The organism is Klebsiella grimontii (assembly GCF_900200035.1).
Lineage (GTDB): Bacteria > Pseudomonadota > Gammaproteobacteria > Enterobacterales > Enterobacteriaceae > Klebsiella > Klebsiella grimontii.
In genome coordinates this window covers 1-21,011 of sequence record NZ_FZTC01000019.1, presented here as the reverse complement: position 1 = coordinate 21,011, position 21,011 = coordinate 1, and the positions used below count along the sequence as shown (strand labels likewise).

The 21,011-nt window shown below is 56.5% G+C and carries 26 protein-coding genes; 18 read left to right on the top strand and 8 right to left on the bottom strand.

The annotated features are described in order from the left end of the window. Positions 1-200: 200 nt before the first annotated feature. The 3 genes from KOSB73_RS14850 to KOSB73_RS14840 all read left to right on the top strand — a co-directional run bounded on the left by KOSB73_RS14850 (position 201) and on the right by KOSB73_RS14840 (position 1,221). Complete coding sequence (locus tag KOSB73_RS14850) at positions 201-395, top strand: hypothetical protein (RefSeq protein ID WP_014229113.1); 195 nt, start codon at positions 201-203, stop codon at positions 393-395. 154 nt (positions 396-549) lie between these two features. Further along, complete coding sequence (locus KOSB73_RS14845) at positions 550-741, top strand: hypothetical protein (protein ID WP_004139207.1); 192 nt, start codon at positions 550-552, stop codon at positions 739-741. A gap of 177 nt (positions 742-918) precedes the next feature. Then, positions 919-1,221, top strand: coding sequence for a PTS sugar transporter subunit IIB (locus KOSB73_RS14840; protein ID WP_024358369.1), 303 nt, complete (start codon positions 919-921; stop codon positions 1,219-1,221). Positions 1,222-1,277: 56 nt separating this feature from the next. Here the strand turns inward: KOSB73_RS14840 and KOSB73_RS14835 are convergent, their stop codons facing one another. The 5 genes from KOSB73_RS14835 to KOSB73_RS14815 form a co-directional block, all read right to left on the bottom strand. Continuing rightward, a complete protein-coding gene (locus tag KOSB73_RS14835) occupies positions 1,278-1,841 on the bottom strand; it encodes a YagU family protein (protein ID WP_098140795.1) in 564 nt (187 codons plus the stop codon). A gap of 199 nt (positions 1,842-2,040) precedes the next feature. After that, positions 2,041-2,622, bottom strand: a complete 582-nt coding sequence (locus KOSB73_RS14830) for an outer membrane beta-barrel protein (protein ID WP_024358371.1) — start codon at positions 2,620-2,622, stop codon at positions 2,041-2,043. Between the two features lie 125 nt (positions 2,623-2,747). Further along, entirely contained in the window at positions 2,748-3,377 is a 630-nt protein-coding gene (locus KOSB73_RS14825; RefSeq protein WP_004139219.1) for a winged helix-turn-helix transcriptional regulator, read from the bottom strand. Positions 3,378-3,593: 216 nt separating this feature from the next. Next, on the bottom strand, positions 3,594-3,782 hold the full coding sequence (gene ymcF / locus KOSB73_RS14820) for a cold shock small protein YmcF (RefSeq protein WP_071830654.1): 189 nt from the start codon (positions 3,780-3,782) through the stop codon (positions 3,594-3,596). 690 nt (positions 3,783-4,472) lie between these two features. Beyond that, positions 4,473-5,378 carry a LysR family transcriptional regulator gene (locus KOSB73_RS14815; RefSeq protein WP_098140633.1) on the bottom strand — a complete coding sequence of 302 codons (906 nt, stop codon included), beginning with the start codon at positions 5,376-5,378 and terminating at the stop codon, positions 4,473-4,475. Between the two features lie 140 nt (positions 5,379-5,518). On the opposite strand from KOSB73_RS14815, the gene KOSB73_RS14810 reads away from it, so the two are divergent. Next, positions 5,519-6,448, top strand: a complete 930-nt coding sequence (locus KOSB73_RS14810; RefSeq protein ID WP_098140632.1) for an aromatic alcohol reductase — start codon at positions 5,519-5,521, stop codon at positions 6,446-6,448. Positions 6,449-6,550: 102 nt separating this feature from the next. Here KOSB73_RS14810 and KOSB73_RS14805 read toward each other — a convergent pair whose 3' ends face one another. Further along, positions 6,551-7,531 carry an NAD(P)H-dependent flavin oxidoreductase gene (locus tag KOSB73_RS14805; protein WP_098140631.1) on the bottom strand — a complete coding sequence of 327 codons (981 nt, stop codon included), beginning with the start codon at positions 7,529-7,531 and terminating at the stop codon, positions 6,551-6,553. Positions 7,532-7,689: 158 nt separating this feature from the next. Here KOSB73_RS14805 and KOSB73_RS14800 point away from each other — a divergent pair, with 158 nt between their 5' ends. Then, positions 7,690-8,601 (top strand): LysR family transcriptional regulator, encoded by a 912-nt coding sequence (locus KOSB73_RS14800; RefSeq protein WP_049090291.1) that lies wholly within the window; start codon positions 7,690-7,692, stop codon positions 8,599-8,601. A gap of 65 nt (positions 8,602-8,666) precedes the next feature. On the opposite strand, the gene KOSB73_RS14795 is transcribed toward KOSB73_RS14800, so the two are convergent. Next, positions 8,667-9,551: a LysR family transcriptional regulator gene (locus tag KOSB73_RS14795; protein ID WP_004139230.1), complete on the bottom strand. Its 885-nt coding sequence runs from the start codon at positions 9,549-9,551 to the stop codon at positions 8,667-8,669. A 162-nt stretch (positions 9,552-9,713) separates the two neighbouring features. On the opposite strand from KOSB73_RS14795, the gene KOSB73_RS14790 reads away from it, so the two are divergent. The 13 genes from KOSB73_RS14790 (at position 9,714) to KOSB73_RS14730 (ending at position 20,543) form a co-directional block, all read left to right on the top strand. Continuing rightward, on the top strand, positions 9,714-10,850 hold the full coding sequence (locus KOSB73_RS14790) for an alpha/beta hydrolase (protein WP_098140630.1): 1,137 nt from the start codon (positions 9,714-9,716) through the stop codon (positions 10,848-10,850). Positions 10,851-10,982: 132 nt separating this feature from the next. After that, a complete protein-coding gene (locus KOSB73_RS14785) occupies positions 10,983-12,170 on the top strand; it encodes an MFS transporter (RefSeq protein ID WP_165775009.1) in 1,188 nt (395 codons plus the stop codon). An 81-nt stretch (positions 12,171-12,251) separates the two neighbouring features. Beyond that, positions 12,252-12,596: a DUF1294 domain-containing protein gene (locus KOSB73_RS14780; protein ID WP_098140629.1), complete on the top strand. Its 345-nt coding sequence runs from the start codon at positions 12,252-12,254 to the stop codon at positions 12,594-12,596. A gap of 99 nt (positions 12,597-12,695) precedes the next feature. Next, a complete protein-coding gene (locus KOSB73_RS14775) occupies positions 12,696-13,424 on the top strand; it encodes a MerR family transcriptional regulator (protein WP_004139240.1) in 729 nt (242 codons plus the stop codon). A gap of 264 nt (positions 13,425-13,688) precedes the next feature. Continuing rightward, a complete protein-coding gene (locus KOSB73_RS14770) occupies positions 13,689-14,123 on the top strand; it encodes a nuclear transport factor 2 family protein (RefSeq protein WP_024358379.1) in 435 nt (144 codons plus the stop codon). After that, positions 14,120-14,839, top strand: a complete 720-nt coding sequence (locus tag KOSB73_RS14765; RefSeq protein ID WP_098140628.1) for an SDR family NAD(P)-dependent oxidoreductase — start codon at positions 14,120-14,122, stop codon at positions 14,837-14,839. The genes KOSB73_RS14770 and KOSB73_RS14765 overlap by 4 nt, the downstream gene beginning before the upstream one ends. Further along, on the top strand, positions 14,836-16,095 hold the full coding sequence (locus tag KOSB73_RS14760) for an NAD(P)/FAD-dependent oxidoreductase (protein WP_049086786.1): 1,260 nt from the start codon (positions 14,836-14,838) through the stop codon (positions 16,093-16,095). Before KOSB73_RS14765 ends, KOSB73_RS14760 begins: the two co-directional genes overlap by 4 nt. A gap of 1 nt (position 16,096) precedes the next feature. Then, positions 16,097-16,819 carry a DUF1365 domain-containing protein gene (locus KOSB73_RS14755; protein ID WP_098140627.1) on the top strand — a complete coding sequence of 241 codons (723 nt, stop codon included), beginning with the start codon at positions 16,097-16,099 and terminating at the stop codon, positions 16,817-16,819. Next, entirely contained in the window at positions 16,816-18,036 is a 1,221-nt protein-coding gene (locus KOSB73_RS14750) for an SAM-dependent methyltransferase (protein ID WP_024358383.1), read from the top strand. The genes KOSB73_RS14755 and KOSB73_RS14750 overlap by 4 nt, the downstream gene beginning before the upstream one ends. Then, entirely contained in the window at positions 18,033-18,518 is a 486-nt protein-coding gene (locus tag KOSB73_RS14745; RefSeq protein ID WP_098140626.1) for a DUF2878 domain-containing protein, read from the top strand. Before KOSB73_RS14750 ends, KOSB73_RS14745 begins: the two co-directional genes overlap by 4 nt. Further along, positions 18,515-19,039, top strand: coding sequence for a hypothetical protein (locus KOSB73_RS14740; RefSeq protein ID WP_049131433.1), 525 nt, complete (start codon positions 18,515-18,517; stop codon positions 19,037-19,039). The genes KOSB73_RS14745 and KOSB73_RS14740 overlap by 4 nt, the downstream gene beginning before the upstream one ends. Continuing rightward, positions 19,036-19,569, top strand: coding sequence for a DUF3833 domain-containing protein (locus KOSB73_RS14735; RefSeq protein ID WP_098140625.1), 534 nt, complete (start codon positions 19,036-19,038; stop codon positions 19,567-19,569). Before KOSB73_RS14740 ends, KOSB73_RS14735 begins: the two co-directional genes overlap by 4 nt. Positions 19,570-19,583: 14 nt before the next feature. Continuing rightward, positions 19,584-20,543 carry a YbgA family protein gene (locus tag KOSB73_RS14730; protein ID WP_098140624.1) on the top strand — a complete coding sequence of 320 codons (960 nt, stop codon included), beginning with the start codon at positions 19,584-19,586 and terminating at the stop codon, positions 20,541-20,543. Between the two features lie 65 nt (positions 20,544-20,608). On the opposite strand, the gene KOSB73_RS14725 is transcribed toward KOSB73_RS14730, so the two are convergent. Then, the coding region (locus KOSB73_RS14725) for a carbohydrate porin (RefSeq protein ID WP_165774975.1) at positions 20,609-21,011 on the bottom strand (403 nt) is incomplete at its 5' end.

The window sequence follows — 21,011 nt, the reverse complement described above, 5'->3', positions numbered from 1 at the left end:
AGAGATTGATGCGAAGACGTTGAAGTTGCGCTGAATTTTGCATCCGGGTTTGCATAGGGCGCCTTCCCCGTACGTATTACAGATGGTTTTGTACTGCATGCTGGAAATTTCCGCTAATTGGGAGGAGGATAGAATCCGTTGATGCGTACTTTGCTCATAGCCTGTTGTGGTCCACCCGACATACTGAACCGGAGATTCATATGTATTACACGTTAGGAGACAAAACTCTCCACTTTTATCGCTATCAGTGCCGCTTTTATGTCGCTCATTGGGACGGAGGGCACGTGATGACGGAGAAGTTCAAGCCGTTTATTGCCTCAATCACCGAGAAAACCGGCATTGAGGCAAAGAACGTTGAGGCGGCGGCGCGGGACTACTTCAATAACGTCGACTGATATTGTACGCCATACCATCGCTATCAGCTTATTCGCATAGCGATGGTAACGATGGGCGATCGGCAGAAAGCGCAAAAAAGCCGTGTCACGCGATCGTAAAACAAAGCCTGTAGGATAAGCCCGGACGCCACCAGCGCTAAAACGAGGTGAAGAGATGGGAACAGTTAAAGCCAGCAATCTGGAACAGGCAAAGCAGCTTCTGCAGTCCGGCGACGCCATTAAACTCGAACTGGATTTCGAGCTCGACTCTGATGAATTTTTTAATTTTGCTATCGAGTACTGTACGAATGGAGCGAAGCTTACGCGAGCCGGCGATCGCTTCCTGATTTCACGTAAAAAAAAGTAGCCTGAGCGTTATCCCCGCCATTCACAGCATCACAGGGGCATTCGTTTTTAGCGCCTGTGATGCTCGCCAGCAGAATAAAAATATCCGCATAAATTAACCTGGAATATTGATACATCGCGCATTTTCGTTGCCGAGGGAGGAATAATGTAGCTGCGGTATCTTACCGAGGGTTAAACCGTGAAAAAACTATTAATATGCTGTTTGTTTGGCGAAACGGCAGGGATTATTGCTCGTAGAATGCAAAAAATTGCTGACGATCGGCAACTGGATTTATTAATCAGCGCCGTTGGGGTTGAAAACTTCTTTAGCGTCGCTCCGGCTTATGATGCCGTGCTGGTTGCCCCGCATATCCAGTATAAGGTCGAGCAGTTCACTCGCGCACCGCATGCACCACAAGACATTGCCGTTATTGAAAGCTTGCCCTATGCCTCATTTGATGGTGAGAAGATCCTTAACTTCGCCCTGAATACGCTGCTGTAATCTCTTTGCTGCCCGGCCAAAAGAACCCGCGACAGCACGGGTTCTTTGGAGATGAATTATCTGAACGGCGCGTCAAGAGGTACTTCGGCGTCAGGTTCATGGGTAATGCGGTTACGAAGATCGCGACGAATCATCTCAATGGCCCAGAACCAAAAAATATGCCCCAGCAATTCCGAAATATACTCATCGGCAGGAATATTCAATAAAGAAGGCGTCAGCCCCAGTAGCGGAAATGAGATCCAGTGAACGGCGATGGTGGCGACAATCCCCGCCCATGCTCCCTGCCATAATTTCACTTTCGGAAAGACTTCCGCGACGACACAATAGCCAACGGCAAACACCAGCGAGAATATAATATGTGTGACCATCACCGGATTGATGATGTGTTCGGAGAAAGTATATACCGTATGCGTTGGGTCAATTCCCAGATAGTCGCGTAAGAAAAGATAAGGCGGGTTAAACTCATCTCTGCCGCCGGAGAAAGTACGCGGCGGTAATGGAACTTCAGCCCCCCATTTAACAAATGCCGACATAATTCCGGTAATCACCCCGACAAATAGCGCTACGCCATAACGACGTCGGGCGGGTGTTGTTTGTATAAAGAAATCCTTAATCGCCATAAAAATCACCATTAATTTATTACATTTATTTTCCCTGTGTCATATTTAAGGGCATTGGCGATTATCAACATTGATCGCGATCACACTTTTCTCAGGTGCCATGACGACCCATTATATACTGTCATTATGACCATAGGTCTACTACCAGCAGATAAAGAGCCCCTTTTATTCAAAGGAGGCTCCTTCCGGGACGATGCTTTTATTGCCCAAAACGGTAACTGATGCCCGCCATCATGGAGCTAACGTCGCTGCTCACGCCAATTTGATTTTCGTTACCCACATTGTTGACCCACTGGTACTCCAGACGTCCCGACCATCTGTCATTAAAGGCATATTCGGTACCGAAAGCCAGTACCGGGCGCACGCCGGTATCAAATCGATTTTTTCCATTCACATCGGATTCCGCGCGATAGCCCATCAGCCCTGCCCGGCCGTAAAGATCCCAGTCGCTGGTCAGGCTATAGCTGGCCTTCAACGAAAGCTGTAGCCCCTGACTTTTCATTTGCGAACCGGATGCGCCATGGCGACCATTGATGCCCATATTGCCTAAATAGTCATAGCCACCTTCAACCGCCAGCCAGGGGTTAATCTGATAGCCGGTAAACACACCGCCGCCGACGTTATCGCGGTCGACATCGACTTGCCGATCGGTGCTGGAATCGCCGTAGTGCGACCAGCCAAATTTAGATCCCGCGTACCAGGTTCCTGTCTCCGCAGCAGCAAAAGCGGCCGTCGCCGTAAAAGCATGAGCAATAATTAACGTAATAAGCGTCTTTTTCATAATCATCTCGTTGTCGACCCGTTGTCGAATAAATGTCATCGTCAAAAATTAAGTGGGCCTACAATAAAATATTAACGCCGCGCTGATAATCGTTTTCTTATTTAATTTTGGACAACCCGCCAGACTTAAAACCGCTCGGGTAATTTATTCACGCCAATCAAATACCCCCCGCGTTTAAACGTAATATAGTTACCACTTTTTAACGCCGATAATACGTTTAATACACTGCTACGTGATAAGTGGGTACGCTCCTGAATATAATCCAGAATAGATATGCGCATCCGCGTCTCTTCGGGAAGCTGCCCCATCTCCTGCAAATGGTTGCGAATAACGGCGTAGGTCCGCTGCTGGACGACTAATGCATCACGATAGAAAAGATAAGCCGTGTGGTACGACAACAATGAGGCGACATCTTCCCAGACGCCATGCTGGCGAAAGGTTTCCATCGCCTTTTGCGCATCAACGCGCAGTATTGTCGACTCGGTTTCCGCCCGCAGCTGATGGCCGCGTACCGGCTGGATCATCTCGGCAATACCAAACAGATGCGGGTGGTAAACCGTGACAATCAGCAGACCGTCCGAGGCTCTGAGGATAGAAAGCTCTCCGTTGAGGAAAAGGTACAGCTGCGGTTGATTTTTATGCGTCCAGGTCATACGTTTTCGCGGCACGACGATCATTTTTTCGGCTATTGGCGTCAGGAGCGCCGTTAAACGCTGGATACTCTCTTCCGGGCGGACGGGCGGTAGGATATGCATAGAAATACCTGATTAGTTCTGGTTTAAAAATTATAGAACGCAACAAGATTTCCGTAAGAATTGCGTGACTACGCATTTACTCACATCTGCAAAGACAAGAAAAGTCCGGCCTGATTTAAATTTAAACAAACTAAAAAGCTGCCCGCAGGCAGCCCGATCGAAATGGTAATAACGCTTACGATTCAGATATCAAAGGCCCTTTTCGAGGGCCCGATCTTACTTCCGTAACTCAAGCGATGCTGAGTTTCTGGAAATATGCGCTGCGATATTATCGAATGTAATCATCGCGGATTTACAAAAAATGCATTTCGCGCCAAACGGATTTTTTTCAGAAACATCGTAGGTGGATGTTCTGTACTGCGACCCATGACAGCATGGGCATCTGAAATGAATGTGGTCAATCATGATGTTAGCCTCTTTTTGCTACAACATTCTCTACCGCAGGGACATTTAGCCATATTTCACAGAAAACGCCTTCCCGGCTTTTCTGTAACAGCGTGAAAACGCTGCTCTGAATGGTTGAGAATAACAATGACATCATTGTCATTACTGCTTATAGATACCTCTGAAGCGCACTTCAGACTGAATTCTATTACTGCACCAGCGATTTTTTAATGTTGTTCGTTTCTTAGTTTGCCCTAGGGCACGTAATGTTCGGTAGATTTCAATAAAATAATCTTGTGCTATTGGGATAACGCTATCTCTTATGCACTTTTGCACGCTAAACGGAAGATTCCGGGCCTACCCCTTCTCTATCGCCGTTTGCCGGTTTGTGAACCTGTCTACTCGGGTTTAGACCGTCATCGTTGTCGCAGGTTCAAAAAACTTTAAAATTATTCGCTTCACAGAGCTTAATTAATCACGATAGGGAGAGTCTAAAGAAGGATTATCTATGGATAACGCTTGAGATGAGAACTGCTTCACTAAACCGTTTATTACTGGATCTGTGTAGTAAATCGACCTGCTATTAATCACATAGATGACGATCGATAGCAAGCTTTATTTTCAGCGCTACCGCGAACGGATGGTCATAGCATAAAGACGTTTCCGCGGCCCTCGCCGGCTGGGCGCAGATAAAAAAGCCATGCCGCGAAATTAGGCCTCCTCGGCCGCCTGCTGCAAAACCACTTTGCTCCAGGCATAAAACGCGCGAACCGCAGGAGGAAGGTACCTGTTTTGCGGATAAACCAGCGAAAGCGGTAAAGCACAAGAGACGTTATCCAGACAGGCAACCAGCTCGCCGCTGCGCAGGTACGGCCTGGCCAGATAGCTGGCGACGCGGATTAACCCAAGTCCTTGTATTGCGGCCTGTATGTAGGCGTCCGTATCATCGACGACCAGGGTCTCTTTCATGCGGATCGCGTAATCCTCCTCAGCAAGCGTGAAAAACCACTCGATGGTTCTGCCGGTGCGGTGATCCAGATAGCCAATAGCGCGATGCCTTTCCAGATCATCGAGCGTTTCCGGCTGACCATAAGCGGCAATATAGGCCGGAGAGGCCAGAACCCGCCAAGAAAAGTTGGCGAGCGGCCGGGCAACCAGGGTCGTTGAATCGTCGATCCTGCCCGCGCGGATCGCGCAGTCATACCCTTCCTGAATGATGTCCTCCACGCTATCGCTTGAGCAAAGTATCAGCTCCAGACCAGGATGCTGCTGCAGAAAGGCCGGGAGCCTGGGGATAATACTCTGCCGCGCAAGGGACTGCGGCATGCCGACTTTGAAACGGCCTCTGGGCCGCGCGGACCGCCCGGGGAAAGAGGACTCCAGCGTGGCGATCTCAGCCAGAAGCCTTTTGCACTCGGCATAATAGTGGCGGCCGTCAGGCGTAACGCTAAGCTTGCGGGTCGTACGTTGTAAAAGCTGAATCCCCAGGTATGCTTCAAGCGTCTTAATCACCCGCGACACCGTAGAGCGCGGCAGCCCAAGCGCCTCCGCCGCTCTGGCGAAACTATGCGTATCCACCACACACATATAGACCTGCATTGATTCCAGCTTATCCATCTTTCTCCGTAAGGCATCTCGTGATTATTCCATTTCTACGAACAGTCTAACTTATCCCCGCGTACTTATCGAATCAGGCTCGTCGGCCTAAGCTTCCTCCAAAGCTCGTAATACCGTGATTAAATGAATAAGGAGTCAAAATGGAAGAGCATAATGTCGCTACAGATGAAAAAGTATTAGTGCTGGGAGCGGGACAACTCGGGGCCGCCGTGCTCGACTCGCTGGTGCCGGCGGTCATTCAACGGAATGGCGCTATCAGCGTTATCGTGTCGCCCGGCTCGTGGGATGCGCGGGGAAAACTGCGCTCCGCGGCTCATCAAAAACTGGCCGACAGGGGGGCGGAATTTATCGCCGTCGACGTTGCATCCAGTACGCCAGCCTCGCTAAAAGACCTCTTTGCGAATTTTGCTACCATCATCAACTGTATGGGATTTGTCGCTGGGGCGGGTACGCAGATAAAAATTACCCGGGCGGCGCTGGAGGCCAGGGTGAAACGCTATTTTCCCTGGCAATTTGGGGTGAATTACGATGCGGTCGGAAAAGGTAGCGGCCAACCCGTGTGGGACGAGCAGTATGACGTCAGAACGTTATTACGCGCTCAGACCGCCACGGAATGGGTGATTATTTCAACCGGCATGTTTACCAGTTTTCTTTTCGAGCCGGCGTTCGATGTGGTCAATTTATCCCAAAATACCCTCAATGCGCTCGGGAGATGGGATACGCAAATCACCGTGACGTCACCTGCGGATATTGGCCGCCTGACCACCGCCATTTATTTGTTTGAACCCCGATTAATCAATGAAGTGGTCTTTGTCGCCGGAGAAACGACCTCTTATGGAAAACTGGCGGACACCGTTGAGCGCGTAACAAAGCGAACCTTTACCCGGCAGGTATTTACCCTGCCCACGCTACTGGAACAGCTGCGTATGAAGCCGGACGATCGGATGCTTCGCTATCGCGTCGCCTTCGCACGCGGAGATGGGATGTGGTGGCCGATGAGTGAAACCTGGAATGTACAAAATAATATTCCAACCCAGGATATTGAATCCTGGCTTAGAAGCGTTATTTAACCCATTTTCTTTCACAGGACATCTTGCGATGAGAATGGCTATCATCAGCACATAAGCCATCCTCATAGTATTAAGTGCGAGCGAGGCTCTTTTGCCCCGCTCTCAGTCCACGGTTAAGGCATCGACCACTTCTGCTACGCTTTTGACGCTGTGGATGTTGCCGATCCCCGTGCCGAGCGAGATATAGCCTTCATCAGCGTTGCCTTCCAGCATGCCGATACGCAAACCGCGTAATCCCCCCATGGCTTCGCCGAGCGCCTCGCGGCTGGCGCCGGCTTTATCCATCGACACCAGTTTTTCGGCCAGCCTGCCCGGCAGCGAGCGATAGTAATGCGGCAGCGTGCGGAAAAGCCGCAAATTAAGGCCATTGGCGGCAATAATTCTATTTTTGACCGAGGCTGGCACTCTGCTTTCTTCCGTCGCGATAAAAACCGAACCGGCAAATATCCCTTCCGCGCCGAGCGCGTGCGCTGCTCTGGCGGTACGATGGTCGGTAATACCGCCCGCGGCCATCACCGGAATGCGCTTCACCGCATCGGCAATCAGCGGCACAATTGAAAAGGTTCCCAGCGCGGTGCCCGGCAATGTCCCTCCTTCATCAAAGCCGGTCGCGACGATGATATCGGCGCCAGCGGCTTCAGCAAGGCGGGTATTTTCAGGCGTCGGATTGATATCACGGTAAATAACAGCAATACCCGCCTCTTTTAATTCGTTGAACAGCGCCGGTATGAGCGCCCCTTCGCCGTAACCGGTATACACCACGGCCCTGACGCCCTCTTCTTTTATCACCTGCAGAATAGGCGGGGTCCAGATATCATTTTCAGGCGTTGGGATCAGGTTCACGCCGAAAGGCTTTTCGGTCAGCCGTTTGGTTTTGCGGATCTCTTCGCGCATTTTTTCAGCGGTTTCTTCCGGCGTGGAAACCGCGGTCTCAGCGGTTAAACCGGCATTGGGCCCCAGCACGCCAAGCCCGCCGGCATTGCTGACGGCGGCGACTAAACGGGCATCGGTCAGCCACGATAGCGGCCCCTGAATCACCGGTTTTTCTATATTCAGGATCTGACAGATACGGTTATTTTTCATGGTGCAATATCCTTCACAATAGCGCTATGGCGCGGTTCATTTTCTTCGTGGAAGGAGTGTAGGCCGTTACATTGTTTAGAAAAATAGCCAAAAAAGTTCATCACTATTATAAAATCAGTAACAATAGAATATCCCGATGTGGGCAAAAGAAGCCAGTTATGCAAATAAATCTCTTTGAATCGATTCGCATTTTTATTGAAATTGTCGAGGCGGGCAGTTTTACTCAGGCGGCGGAGAACCTGCAGATTCATCGTCCCGCCGTTACGAAAGCCTTGCAGCTGCTTGAGCAGCACTGCGGCACGCGTTTGCTGCAGCGAACAACGCGTCGTATTAACCTGACGCCTGACGGGGAAGCGTTTTACCGTCAGAGCAAACCTTTGCTCTCCCAGGCGGATGCGTTGCTGGAATCGTTTAGTACAGACCGAGTATTGCACGGCCAGCTGCGAGTCGACATGCCTGTCGCTTTTGCGACGTTATTGGTCGTTCCCCATCTGCCTGATTTTTATCGTCAGCATCCTGGCGTCGAAATCATCCTCAGTAGCTCAGACCGTCGTCAGGATATGCTGCGCGATGGGCTTGACTGCCTGCTGCGGGTGGGAGAACTGGACGACGGGGACTATATCGCCCGCAAGTTGGGCAGCATCAAAATGACGACCTGCGCCAGCCCGGCCTATATTGCGAGCCACGGCGCGCCGCAAACGCTGGAGGATTTGCAGGATCATCAGGCTATCAACTGGGTTAACAGCAGCAGCCGGCAAATTATGCCGTGGACCTTTGCGACGCCAGAAGGTATCGCCGAAATGACGCTTCCCGGTAAGCTGGTCATCGATAACTCTGAAACCTATTTATCGGCAGGCCTGGCGGGGCTGGGATTAGTCCAGGGGATGAACCTTTTTTTACAGCCTTATCTCGACCGCGGCCTTTTGGTGGAAGTCTTACCCGACAATCCCTCCCCCGATCGCAAACTGTCACTCTTGTACCCGCACCGCCATCTCTCACGCAAAGTGCGGGCGTTTACCGAGTGGCTAGAGAGCTTATTACAAAAGGCGCGATGCGACGTTAAACAGTAACGGTAGCGCCTGTCATCAACCAGAACGTGCCCCCGGAGAAGGTTACGCCCCTCAGGATTGACGGCTTAAATTCTCAGGGTATCAATCACCGCCCGCAGCGCGGGCGACACGTTGCGATGGGGATAATAGAGAAAAGAGCCTTCCAGCCGCTGGCTGTAGCGTTGCAAAACTCTGATAAGCGCGCCTCGCTCTAAGTCGTCGGCGACCAGCTCCTGCGGGACATAAGCCAGACCCAGACCCAACCTGGCGGCTTTTGCCTCCATATAGCTGTCAGCAAAGGCCCACTGCCCCTGCGGACGGTGGGTGATTTTTTTACCGTCCTGATCGAGCTCCCAGGCGTACAGGCTGCCGTCGCCAAACTGATAGGCAATGCAGGGATGAATCACTAAATCCGCGGGCGTTTGCGGAAAGCCGTAGCGGCGAAAATGCTCGGGCGTGCCGACAACAACCATCTCCATATCGGGCGAAATGCGCACCGCCACCATGCCGCCGCCGACTTCCGGCCCCAGACGCACCCCGGCATCAAACCGCTCCGCGATAATATCGACAAACCGGCTTTCGCTGATCAGTTCCAGGCGGATATCAGGATAGCGTTGTTTAAAGACCGCCAGCTTCGGCAGCAGCACTTTATCAATGGCGTGCTGGCTGGCATTGATACGGACGGTACCGGACGGGGTATGGCGATAATACGCCAGCGTGGATAGCCCCGAGTCTAACGCATCAAAGCCGGATTCGACGGTTCGATAGAGCTGCTCGCCCGCCTGGGTGAGCGAAAGTTTGCGGGTGGTACGCACCAGAAGCTGCACGCCCAGCCGCTCTTCCAGTTCACGAACGGAACGGCTGACGCCGGATTGCGCCAGTCCAAGCCGCTGCGCCGCGGCGGTAAAACTGCCCTCCCGCACCACCAGCATAAACAGGTACAGATCGTTATAGTTTTCCCGTTTCGCCATCGTTTCCTTCTCGCCATTCATAACAATATGATATCAATCTTAGCATTATTCACCCTCTAATCAGCACCATTACTGCTAACTATAATCGGCGCATGGCAACAAAACACCGCAGCGTTGCCCATATGCAACCTGTACCTGGAACCTGTTTTAGGGGAAATATTGATGAAAGCATTCGCCAGAAAACTGACGGCCGCCATGCCTGCCATGCTGCTATGCGCATCATTCAGTGGAGTCACTACCATGAGCTATGCCGATACCATTCATCCAAACGCGCCCGTTTCGATGGTCGAAAAATGGGACAAAACCTTCGCGGAAAGCGCGAAAGTCGATCACCGTAAGGTGAGCTTCCAGAACCGCTACGGAATCACCCTGGTCGGCGATCTCTACATTCCAAAAGATCGCGGCGAGCGTAAGCTGGCGGCGATCGCAGTCAGCGGTCCCTTCGGCGCGGTGAAAGAGCAGTCCAGCGGCCTCTATGCGCAGACCCTGGCGGAACAGGGTTTTGTCACCCTGGCCTTCGATCCTTCTTATACGGGCGAAAGCGGCGGCTATCCGCGTAACGTTGCCTCTCCGGATATCAACACCGAGGATTTCAGCGCGGCGGTCGATTTCTTAGGTCTGCAAAGCGAGGTGGACCGCAACCGTATCGGGCTGCTCGGCATTTGCGGCTGGGGCGGCATGGCGCTAAACGACGCCGCGATGGATACCCGCGTGAAAGCGGTGGCCACCAGCGTCATGTACGACATGAGCCGCGCGATGGGCCATGGCGTTGGCGACGGTAAAGATCGCTATACCACCGCCGATCGCCGCGCCGTATTGCGCTACCTCAACGAACAGCGCTGGAAGGATGCGGAAAACGGCGCCTACGCGCCGGGCGGACATGATATTTACGTCGATGAGAAAGGCAACGCCAGCGCGGGCGATCGTATCTTGCCAGAAACCTTACCCGCCAACCCGAACCCGGTTTTGAAAGAGTTTTTTGACTATTACCGGATGCCGCGCGGTTTCCACGCCCGCTCCGTCAACTCAACCGGCGCGTGGAATGCGACCATGCCGCTGTCGTTCATGAATATGCCGCTGCTGAGCTATGCCAATGAAGTCACCATCCCGACGCTGATCGTGACCGGCGAAAAAGCGCATTCCCGCTATTTTGCCGAAGACGCCTTTAAGGCCATCGGCAGCAAAGAGAAAGAGCTGATAATCGTCCCCGGCGCGAACCATGTCGATCTCTATGACAATGCGGCCGGTAAAATTCCGTTTGCCAAATTTGAACAATTTTTCAAAACCAACCTGAGATAACGACCGAAAGCCGTTCGAAATTCGCGGGCGGCGTTCCATCGCCCGCGCTTTACCTTTATCCACGTTTTCATCAATAGCGTCTGATCCGGCCGCGCCTGAAGCGGGCCGGGAAAATATTCCGGGATGCAGATCATGTCCACACTGAGCCGTACTACCCCCCCCACGCCAGCGCACGCCCACTGGGGCGGCGTATTTGCCATGACGCTGTGCGTTTTTGTCCTCATCGCTTCCGAATTTATGCCGGTCAGCCTGCTGACGCCGATTGCCAGAGATTTAAACGTCACCGAGGGGCTGGCAGGCCAGGGCATTGCGATTTCCGGCGCCCTGGCGGTCATGACCAGCCTGACTATCGCCAACCTTGCCGGGAGCCTGAATCGTAAATATCTCCTGCTGGGGCTGACGGTTCTGATGGCGGCGTCGGGTTTGATTGTCGCGCTGGCGTCCAGCTATGCGGTTTATATGGCGGGAAGGGCCCTGATTGGTATCGTCATCGGTGGATTCTGGTCGATGTCGGCGGCCACCGCCATCAGGCTGGTGCCGCAGCGCCAGGTTCCCCGCGCGCTGGCGATTTTCAACGGCGGTAACGCGCTGGCGACCGTCGTGGCGGCGCCGCTGGGCAGCTACCTGGGGTCAACCGTCGGCTGGCGCGGCGCCTTTTTATGCCTGGCGCCGCTGGCGATAGCCGCCTTCATCTGGCAGTGCGTCAGCCTGCCCGCGATGGCAAGCGATAACGCGAGCCGGCCGCGCGGCTCCGCGCTTCGCCTGTTCAGAACGCCCATCATCGCTATCGGCCTGCTGGCCTGCGGACTCTTCTTTATGGGGCAGTTTACCCTCTTTACCTACGTGCGGCCGTTTCTGGAAACGGTAACCGGCGTCAGCGCCTCTGGCCTGTCCCTGATTTTGCTCGCGATAGGCATCGCGGGTTTTATCGGCACCCTGGGCGTTTCACCACTCCTCACTGCCCGATTTTATCAGACCTTAATCACCCTCCCCTTACTGATGGCCGCGATTGCCGGAACGTTGCTGCTGGCAGGACACCACGCCTGGGCCGTAGCCATTCTGTTAAGCCTGTGGGGAATGCTGGCGACGGCGGCGCCAACCGGCTGGTGGACGTGGATAGCGCGGACGCTGCCCGACGACGCGGAAGCGGGTGGCGGATTGATGGTCGCCGTGATTCAGCTGTCGATTGCGCTGGGTTCGACGGCAGGAGGCGTGGTATTTGACCGCATGGGGTGGCAAAGCGCTTTTGGATTAAGTGGAATATTGCTGCTTGCCGCGGTCGGAATAACGGCGCTCACCGGCCGCCAGGCGAGGAAGTAGGCTAAGGCCGCGGGTTTTTCTCGCCGCGGGTCGTGCGTATAATGCGGTTTCAATACGCGCTGAAAAACTGCGGCTAAAAATATGAATCTCAATCGGTGTTGTTATTTGCTCCTGATCGCTGCGGCGCTCGGCAGCATTTTTACGTCCTGGCCCTTTGCTATTTGGCTCCTGCTGGTCAACGTCCTGACGCTAGCGATTTACGGCGTGGATAAAATGGCGGCGCGCAGGGCCTGGCACAGGGTACCGGAGTCCACGTTGCTGGTGTTTGGGTTCGTGGGCGGCTGGGCTGGCGCAATAGCGGGTCAGCAGCTGTTCCGCCACAAAACGCAAAAGCAGCCGTTCAGGACCTGGTTCATCATCAGCGCGATCGCCAGTCTCGCAGGGATGGCAGCGATTTATGTGTTCTCTCCTTTTTCTTTTCACTAAGTTTTGGCGAGGCTAACGGCTTGCAAAAGCGCGGGAATGCACTCAACCCGCCGCTATTCGTAGTATATTGAGAGTATTGTTGATTATCAGGTGTCCCTTATGACCTACTCCATCGGTGAATTTGCGCAGCTTTGCGGCATTAACGCGACGACGCTCCGCGCCTGGCAGCGTCGCTACGGCCTCCTTAAGCCACAGCGCACCGACGGCGGCCATCGCCTGTACAACGATGACGATATCCAGCAGGCGCTTAAAATTCTCGACTGGGTCAAAAAAGGGGTTCCCGTCAGCCAGGTGAAACCCCTGCTGGCGCGTCCCGGCGCGCGGCGGACGAATAACTGGCTCACCTTGCAGGAGAACATGCTCCAGCGCCTGAAAGAGGGGAAAATCGAATCCCTGCGCCAGCTGATTTACGACGCCGGGCGCGAATCCCCTCGCCCCGAGCTGGTCACCGAGGTGCTGCGCCCGCTGCGCAGCCAGGTCTCCGCCAACGTACCGGCAATTATGACGCTGCGCGAAATCCTCGACGGTATCATCATCGCCTACACCTCCTTCTGCCTCGAAGGGGACAAAAAGGCGCCCGGCGATAACTATTTGATCACCGGCTGGCACCTGACAGACGCCTGCGAAATCTGGCTTGAAGCGCTCAAACGCACCGGACAGGGCCACCGCATCGACGTCCTTCCGGCGCCCCCCGCAACCCTGGCGCCGGAGATCCTGCCGGAGCGCAAATGGCTGCTGGTGACGACCGGTAAACTCTCTCCTGCTCGCCAGAAGCAGGTCGAACGCTGGCAGCAGCAGGTGGTCTCTCTGGAGATTGTCGCGCTGTAATTTAGTGCGCCGCGGCTAACACGTCCTTCGTCATATCCCCCGTAAACCGATCCTTTGTACGTAAAATGCGCCCCCCTGTCCGCGTAAGGCGCGGCGGACATACCCTTTCGCCTCTCGCTAAAGCCTCAAAACCTGCGCTGCAAAGATAAAAATAACCATCTGATTTTTAATAAAAATAAAAAATATTCCAACCAAAACTTGGACAAATATTATTAATTGTGTAAGTTTTAAATACGCTATGTTGATTCACTCAGGATGTGAGCCATGAGTCCTTCGCCCTCCGTTCTCAGTCGTTTTACTGAGTACTACGCCATGCTGGATACCCAGCCGCCCTCGGCGCTGGCCGCGCTCTATCATGCGAATGCCGTACTGATCGATCCGTTTGGCCAGCATCGGGGGCTGTCCGCGATCCAGGGGTATTTTTCCCATCTGTTAGCCAACGTGGCGCGGTGCCGTTTCGACATCGATACGCCGGTCTGCAACGCTCAGCGGTTTGCCGTCGCCTGGACCATGCACTGGTCGCATCCGCGCCTGGACGGCGGGAAGGCGTTAGAACTTGCGGGCTGCTCGATGGTTACGGTTGAAGAGGAGCGGATTATTCACCAGCGCGACTACTACGACGCCGGGGAGATGCTGTACGAACATCTTCCCCTGCTGGGCTGGGCGGTACGCGGCGTCAAGCGGAGGGTGCGGACATGATGACGGTGCTTATCACCGGCGCCAGCTCCGGGATTGGCGCCGGACTCGCCAAATCCTTCGCCGCGGACGGCCACCCCGTCATCGCCTGCGGTCGCGATCCGTCGCGTCTGGCAGCGCTACAGCGGCACAGCCCCAACATCAGCCTCCGCTCATTTGATATGACGGACAGGGAGGCCTGTCGCCAGGCGCTCGCGGAGTGCCGGGCCGATCTGATCATTCTCTGCGCCGGGACCTGCGAATACCTCGACCACGGAACGGTAGATGCCGCGCTGGTGGAACGGACGATCGCCACCAACTTTCTCGGGCCGGTGAACTGCCTGGAGGCGCTTCAGCCGCAGCTGTCTGTCGGCAATCGCGTGGTGCTGGTAAGTTCAATGGCGCACTGGCTGCCCTTTCCTCGCGCCGAGGCGTATGGCGCCTCCAAAGCGGCGTTAACCTGGTTTGCCAACAGCCTGCGCCTGGACTGGGAGCCGAAAGGCATTGCCATCACGGTGGTCTCGCCGGGATTCGTCGATACCCCGCTGACGCGCAAAAACGATTTTTCCATGCCCGGCCAGGTGAGCGTGGAGCACGCGGTAAAGGCGATTCGCCTCGGTCTGGCGAAAGGTAAAAATCATATCGTCTTCCCGACAGGCTTTGGCATGCTCCTGCGCCTGCTGGCAGGGCTTCCCGAAGGTCTGCAACGCCTACTGTTGCGCAGGATGGTACGCTCATGAATATCGCGATTATTGGCAGCGGCATTGCCGGTCTGACCTGCGCCTGGCGCCTTGCCGGACAACACCAGGTCACCCTGTTCGAAGCGGCATCCACGCCGGGGGGACACACCGCCACGGTGGATATCGCCACGCCGCAGGGCACATGGGCCATCGATACCGGGTTCATCGTTTACAACGATCGCACCTATCCGCGCTTTATGGGGCTGCTCAGCGAGCTGGGACTCAGCGGTCAAAAAACGCAAATGAGCTTCTCGGTACACAACCCGCAGAGCGGGCTGGAGTATAACGGCCACAGCCTGAGCTCGCTTTTCGCCCAGCGGCGCAACCTGGTAAAGCCGGCCTTCTGGGGATTGCTGACGGAGATCGTCCGCTTTAATCGTCAGGCGAAACAGGCTCTGGCGGGGGCGTTCGACCCGGGCGCCACGCTACAGACCTTCCTTGAGCGGCACCGCTTTAGCCCCTTTTTCGCTCGCCATTACATTCTGCCGATGGGCGCCGCTATCTGGTCTTCATCGCTGCAGGAGATGCGCCGCTTCCCGCTGGCGCTGTTTCTGCGCTTTTTTGAAAACCACGGCCTGCTCGATATCCGCCAGCGTCCGCAATGGTACGTGGTGCCCGGCGGCTCGCGCGAATACGTGCGCGCCCTGCTGGCTCAGCGTGGCGATCGCCTGCGCCTTCGCCTCAATGCGCCGGTGCAAAACGTTATCCGTCGCCAGGAGGGCGTCACGCTCCAGCTGGCATCGGGGGAGCAGCATTTCGATCAGGCGATCTTCGCCTGCCACTCGGCCCAGGCGCTGGCCATGCTGGCGGACCCGACCTCCGCCGAACGCGAGATTCTGGGAGATATCGGCTGGCAGCAAAATGAAGTGGTCCTGCATAGCGATCCCCGCTGGCTGCCGACGCGCAAGCGCGCCTGGGCCAGCTGGAACTATCGCCTGAGCGAGCAGGATCAGGCCAGCGCCTGCGTCACCTATAACATGAATATTCTTCAGGGCCTGCCCGCCGACGCCCCACTGTTCTGCGTCACCCTCAATCCGCCAACGCCGGTGGACCCGCGCTTCGTCTGGAAGCGCATGGTCTATGAACATCCGCTGTTTAATCCGCAAAGCTGGTCCGCCCAGATGCGCCGCGAGGAGATTAACGGCCGCCAGCGGAGCTGGTTCTGCGGCGCGTACTGGTATAACGGTTTTCATGAAGATGGCGTGCGCAGCGCCCTCGATGTGGTCAACGGCATCGCGGCGGCGGAGAACTTCTGAAATGAACAGCTGCCTTTATGAGGGCGTATTACGCCACCGCCGTCTCCAGCCGAAGGCGCACCACTTTCGCTATCGCATCTTTATGGCCTGGCTCGACCTGGACGAACTGGATACGCTCGCGGCCGTCGGCATCCGCCGCAATCGGTTTGCCGCCGCCGCCTTTTACGATGCGGATTATCCGCTGGGCACGCCGTTAAAACAGCAGGTTCTGAACCGCCTGGAAAGCCTGACCGGCTGCCGCCCGGAGGGCCGCGTCATGCTGCTGACCCAGCTGCGCTACCTGGGCTTTCATTTTAATCCGGTCAACTTTTACTACTGCTATGACGGCGCCGGCGCCCTGCGCTGGGTGCTGGCCGAAGTACGCAACACGCCGTGGAATGAGCGTCATTACTACGCGGTAGACGGTCAACGGGCGCGCCCGCTGGCGAAAGCGTTTCACGTCTCCCCGTTTAACCCGATGGACATGGTCTACTGCTGGCGCTTTAACAGCCCGGGTAAAACGCTGCACATGCATATTGAGAACCATCAGACCGCCAAAATCTTCGACGCCACGCTGGCCCTGAGCCGCGTGCCTTTGACGCGCGCCAGCCTGCGCGGGCTGCTGCTGCGCATTCCGTTGATGACGCTGAAAACCGTCCTCGCGATCTACTGGCAGGCGCTGCGGCTGTGGCTCAAGCGCGTGCCGCTGTATAACCATCCTGTCAGCAGGAGTGAACGCTCATGACCGATCCCGTCTTTGCGCTTGAACCCGATATTCCGCGCAACGTGCGTATCGCACGCTGGTTGCTCTTTCGTCTGTTGAGCGGCATTCGCGAAGGTTCGCTCACCGTGCGCGAAGGGGCGCAGACCTTTCATTTTGGCGACCCCGCCGCCGCGCTGCGCGCCGAGGCGCGGGTGCTTTCCGCGGACGTCTACTGGCGCTTATTGACCGGCGGCAGCCTCGCTGCCGCGGAGGCGTGGATGGACGGCGACTGGGAGAGCCAGCAGTTGACGCAGCTGCTGCAGATCCTGGCGCGTAATGGCCAGGTGCTGGGACGACTGGAGCGCGGCTTCCGCCTGCTCGGCAAACCCGTGGCGCGGCTACGCCACTGGACGCGCCGCAACTCGCGCGCGCAGGCGCGGGAGAACATTGCCGCCCATTACGATTTGGGTAACGACTTTTACGCCCACTTTCTTGACGACGAACTGCTCTACTCCAGCGCGCTGTTTACCGACGACGGCCAGGATCTGACCCAGGCTCAGCGGGCCAAAATGGCGCGCCTGTGCGATCGCCTGGCGCTTACGCCCGGCGATCGTCTGCTGGAGATTGGCACCGGCTGGGGAGCGATGGCCGAATACGCCGCCCGCCACTACGGCTGCCGGGTCACCACCACCACCCTGTCACAGGAACAGTTCCAGTGGGCCAAAGCGCGAATTGCCCGCGCCGGGCTGGAGGATCGCGTCGAGGTGCTGCTCTGCGATTACCGCGATCTCACCGGCCAGTATGACAAGCTGCTGTCGGTGGAGATGATTGAAGCCGTGGGACAGCGCTATCTGCCGGCTTTCTTTCGCACCTGCCAGGCGCGCCTGCGTCCGGGGGGAAGAATGGCGATCCAGGCCATCACCATCCAGGATCAGCGCTATCGCGATTACAGCAAAAGCGTCGATTTTATTCAGCGCTACATCTTCCCCGGCGGCTTTCTGCCCAGCATCACCGTAATGAACGAACTGATGACGCGGCATACCGATTTTGTGGTGCGCGATCTGTTTGATATGGGACCGGACTACGCCCGCACCCTGGCCCACTGGCGCCAGCGTTTTACCCACGCCTGGCAGGACATTGAGAAGCTCGGCTTTGATGACCGCTTCCGCCGCATGTGGCTCTACTACTTCGGCTACTGCGAAGCCGGGTTTAACGCCCGCACCATCAGCGTTGTACAGCTCACCGCGGAGCGGGTATGAATCGCCCGGCGTCGCTCCTGCTGACGGCCATCGCGTTCGACCTCTACTGGACGCTGGTGGTGCTGTTTCGCGAGCGCGGTCTGTTCATCTGGCTGGCGCTGGCAATCCTCTGCTGGCTACGGCTACCGCCAGAATACCGTGCGTCTGCGCTGCTGCTGGCCGCCGCGGGCTGCGGGCTGGATACGATCTGGGCGCTATCGGGACTGGTCGATTTTAACGGCGGTACCCTGCTGCCCCTGTGGATGGCCGCGCTGTGGCTGATGTTCGCCGTCGTCTGGATCCGCCTGACCTGTGCCGCGACGTTGCCAGGATGGCTGCTGGCCCTGGCGGCGGCCTTTGGCGGCCCGACGGCATACCTGCTCGGCGCCTATCTGGGAGCGATGACTTTGCTGGCGCCGACGGCGGCTGTCTTCGGCGCGATGGCCTGCGGCTGGCTGGCAATGATGCTCGTGTTCCATATGGTGATGGGGAGGCGGCAATGAGAACGGCTTTATTACTGCTGTGGCTGGCGGCATTCTCTCCAGTTGCTCACGCAGCCGACTGGCTGGAGTGGCCCCGCGTTGGCGAAGCGACCCTCAGTTGGGGGCCCTTCACCGTCTATACCTCGCAGCTACGCACGCCGGACGGCCGGTATGACGGCCCGCATCAGGATCGGGCGCTGATTATCACCTATCAGCGCAGCATCGATCGCGACGAGCTGGTCGAGGCTACCCGCGACCAGTGGCGGGCGCAGGGCATTCTGCAACAGGAGCCGCAAAGCGAGGCCTGGCTGCGCATGCTGCGAGGACTCTGGCCGGACGTCGCATCGGGCACGCAGCTGGCGTTCGTGGTGAGCGGCGGCGAGGGCCAGTTCTGGTATCGCGCCAGCGCCGCGCAGCCCACGTTTACTGCGCTGGGGCCGCGCCAGTCGGCAGCGTTCAGTACGCGCTTTCTCGCTATCTGGCTCGATCCCGGCACCACCTATCCCGAACTGCGTCAGCAGTTGATCGGAGGTACACCATGAAACGCATTCTGACCCTTGGCCTCGCGCTGCTGATGCTGGCGCTGGCGGGCTGCAGCGCTGAAGTCGCCGACTATCGGCAGCAGCAGCCGGCACTGGACATTTTCCGTTACTTTCAGGGCAAAACGGAAGCCTGGGGGATGATTCAGGATCGCAACGGCAAGCAGCTGCGCCGCTTCCACGTGGCGATTGACGGCGACGTGGTTGGCGACACGTTGACGCTTCACGAGCGCTTTGTCTATGACGATGGCGAAAAGCAGCAGCGGGTATGGCGCATTCGCCGTATCGGCGCCGACCGTTATGAAGGCACCGCGGGCGACATCGCCGGGGTGGCGACCGGCCAGGCGGCGGGCAACGCTTTTCACTGGCGCTACAGCATGAACGTGACGGCCAGCGGTAGCACCTGGCTGCTGCACTTCGACGACTGGATGTTCCTGCAGGACGATGCGCATCTGTTCAACAAAACCGAGATGAAGAAATTCGGCATTACCGTCGCCACGGTGACCCTTTTCTTCACCCGAGCGGTACATTAAAAGAGGACAACGCCATGAACACGCAACCTGTCATTGGGATCAGCGGATGTTTAACCGGTTCAGCCGTGCGATTCGACGGCGGGCACAAGCGAATGGGCTTTGTAATGGATGAGCTCGCGCAGTGGGTGGCGTTTAAACCCATCTGCCCGGAGATGGCTATCGGCCTGCCCGTTCCGCGCCCGGCGCTGCGGCTGGTGCAGACGACCGAGGGGGAGCTTCGCATGCGCTTTAGCCATGCCCCGCACGACGACGTGACGGAGAAGATGGCCGATTTTGCCAACGCCCATCTCTCCACGCTGGGCGAACTGTCGGGATTTATCGTCTGCGCCAAATCGCCCAGCTGCGGCATGGAGCGCGTTCGGCTGTACGATGAAAAGGGCAACCGCGGGCGTAAAGAAGGCACAGGATTGTTTACCGCCGCGCTGATGGAGAAATACCCCTGGCTACCGGTTGAGGAGGATGGTCGCCTGCACGATCCTGCGCTGCGTGAAAACTTCGTCGAGCGGGTCTTCGCCCTGCACGAGCTGAATAGCCTGCGCAAAAATGGCCTCACGCGTCGTGCGCTGCTGGATTTTCATAGTCGCTATAAACTTCAGCTGCTGGCCCATCATCAGCCGGGGTATCGCGAGATTGGTCCGTTCGTTGCGTCGCTCCACGAGTGGCAGGATCTGGAGGCTTTCTTTGCGGTGTACCGCGAAAAACTGATGGCGATCCTCAAGCAGCCCGCCTCGCGTAAAAACCACACCAACGTGCTGATGCATATTCAGGGCTACTTTCGTAACCAGCTAAACAGCCGCCAGCGCGGCGAGCTGCGGGAGGTGATCCTTAACTATCGCTCCGGGCTGCTGCCCATCCTTGCGCCGATAACGCTGCTTAAGCACTATCTGGCCGAATATCCGGATCGTTACCTACAGGCGCAGAACTACTTTGCCCCCTACCCGCAGGACCTGGCCCTGCGCCTGACGGTGCATTGAGAGGGCTGAGCGAGCGGACAGGCTGGCGCGCGCCAGCCTGTTTCCCCTGGTGAATCCGTCAGCTTTTAGAACCACGCTTCAAACATGCCGCCGACGTTCAGCGAATCCAGCTGTTCATCTTTGGTGCCGTTGACCTTCGCGGTGCGCTTGTTATCCACCTGGCCGCCGGTTACGTAGAAGCGCAGCATCGGGCGGAACTCCGGCCCCATTCCGATGGCGATGTTCTGCGACAGCGTCAGCTTCCAGCCGTGGTTATCGCCGCCCTGGTCATAGTCGACGCGCTGGTAGCCCGCTTCCAGCCAGGTGGAGTGCACATCGTTCCAGAAGTACATCGGACGGACGATGGCGCCGTAGTTTTTACGGTTGTCGGTGTTGTCCTTGCCGTTGTCATAGTCGTGGAAGGCCAGCAGATATTCGATCTGCGCCTGCCGGGTGAATTTATGCAGCCCTTCAAAGCTGGCGTAGATA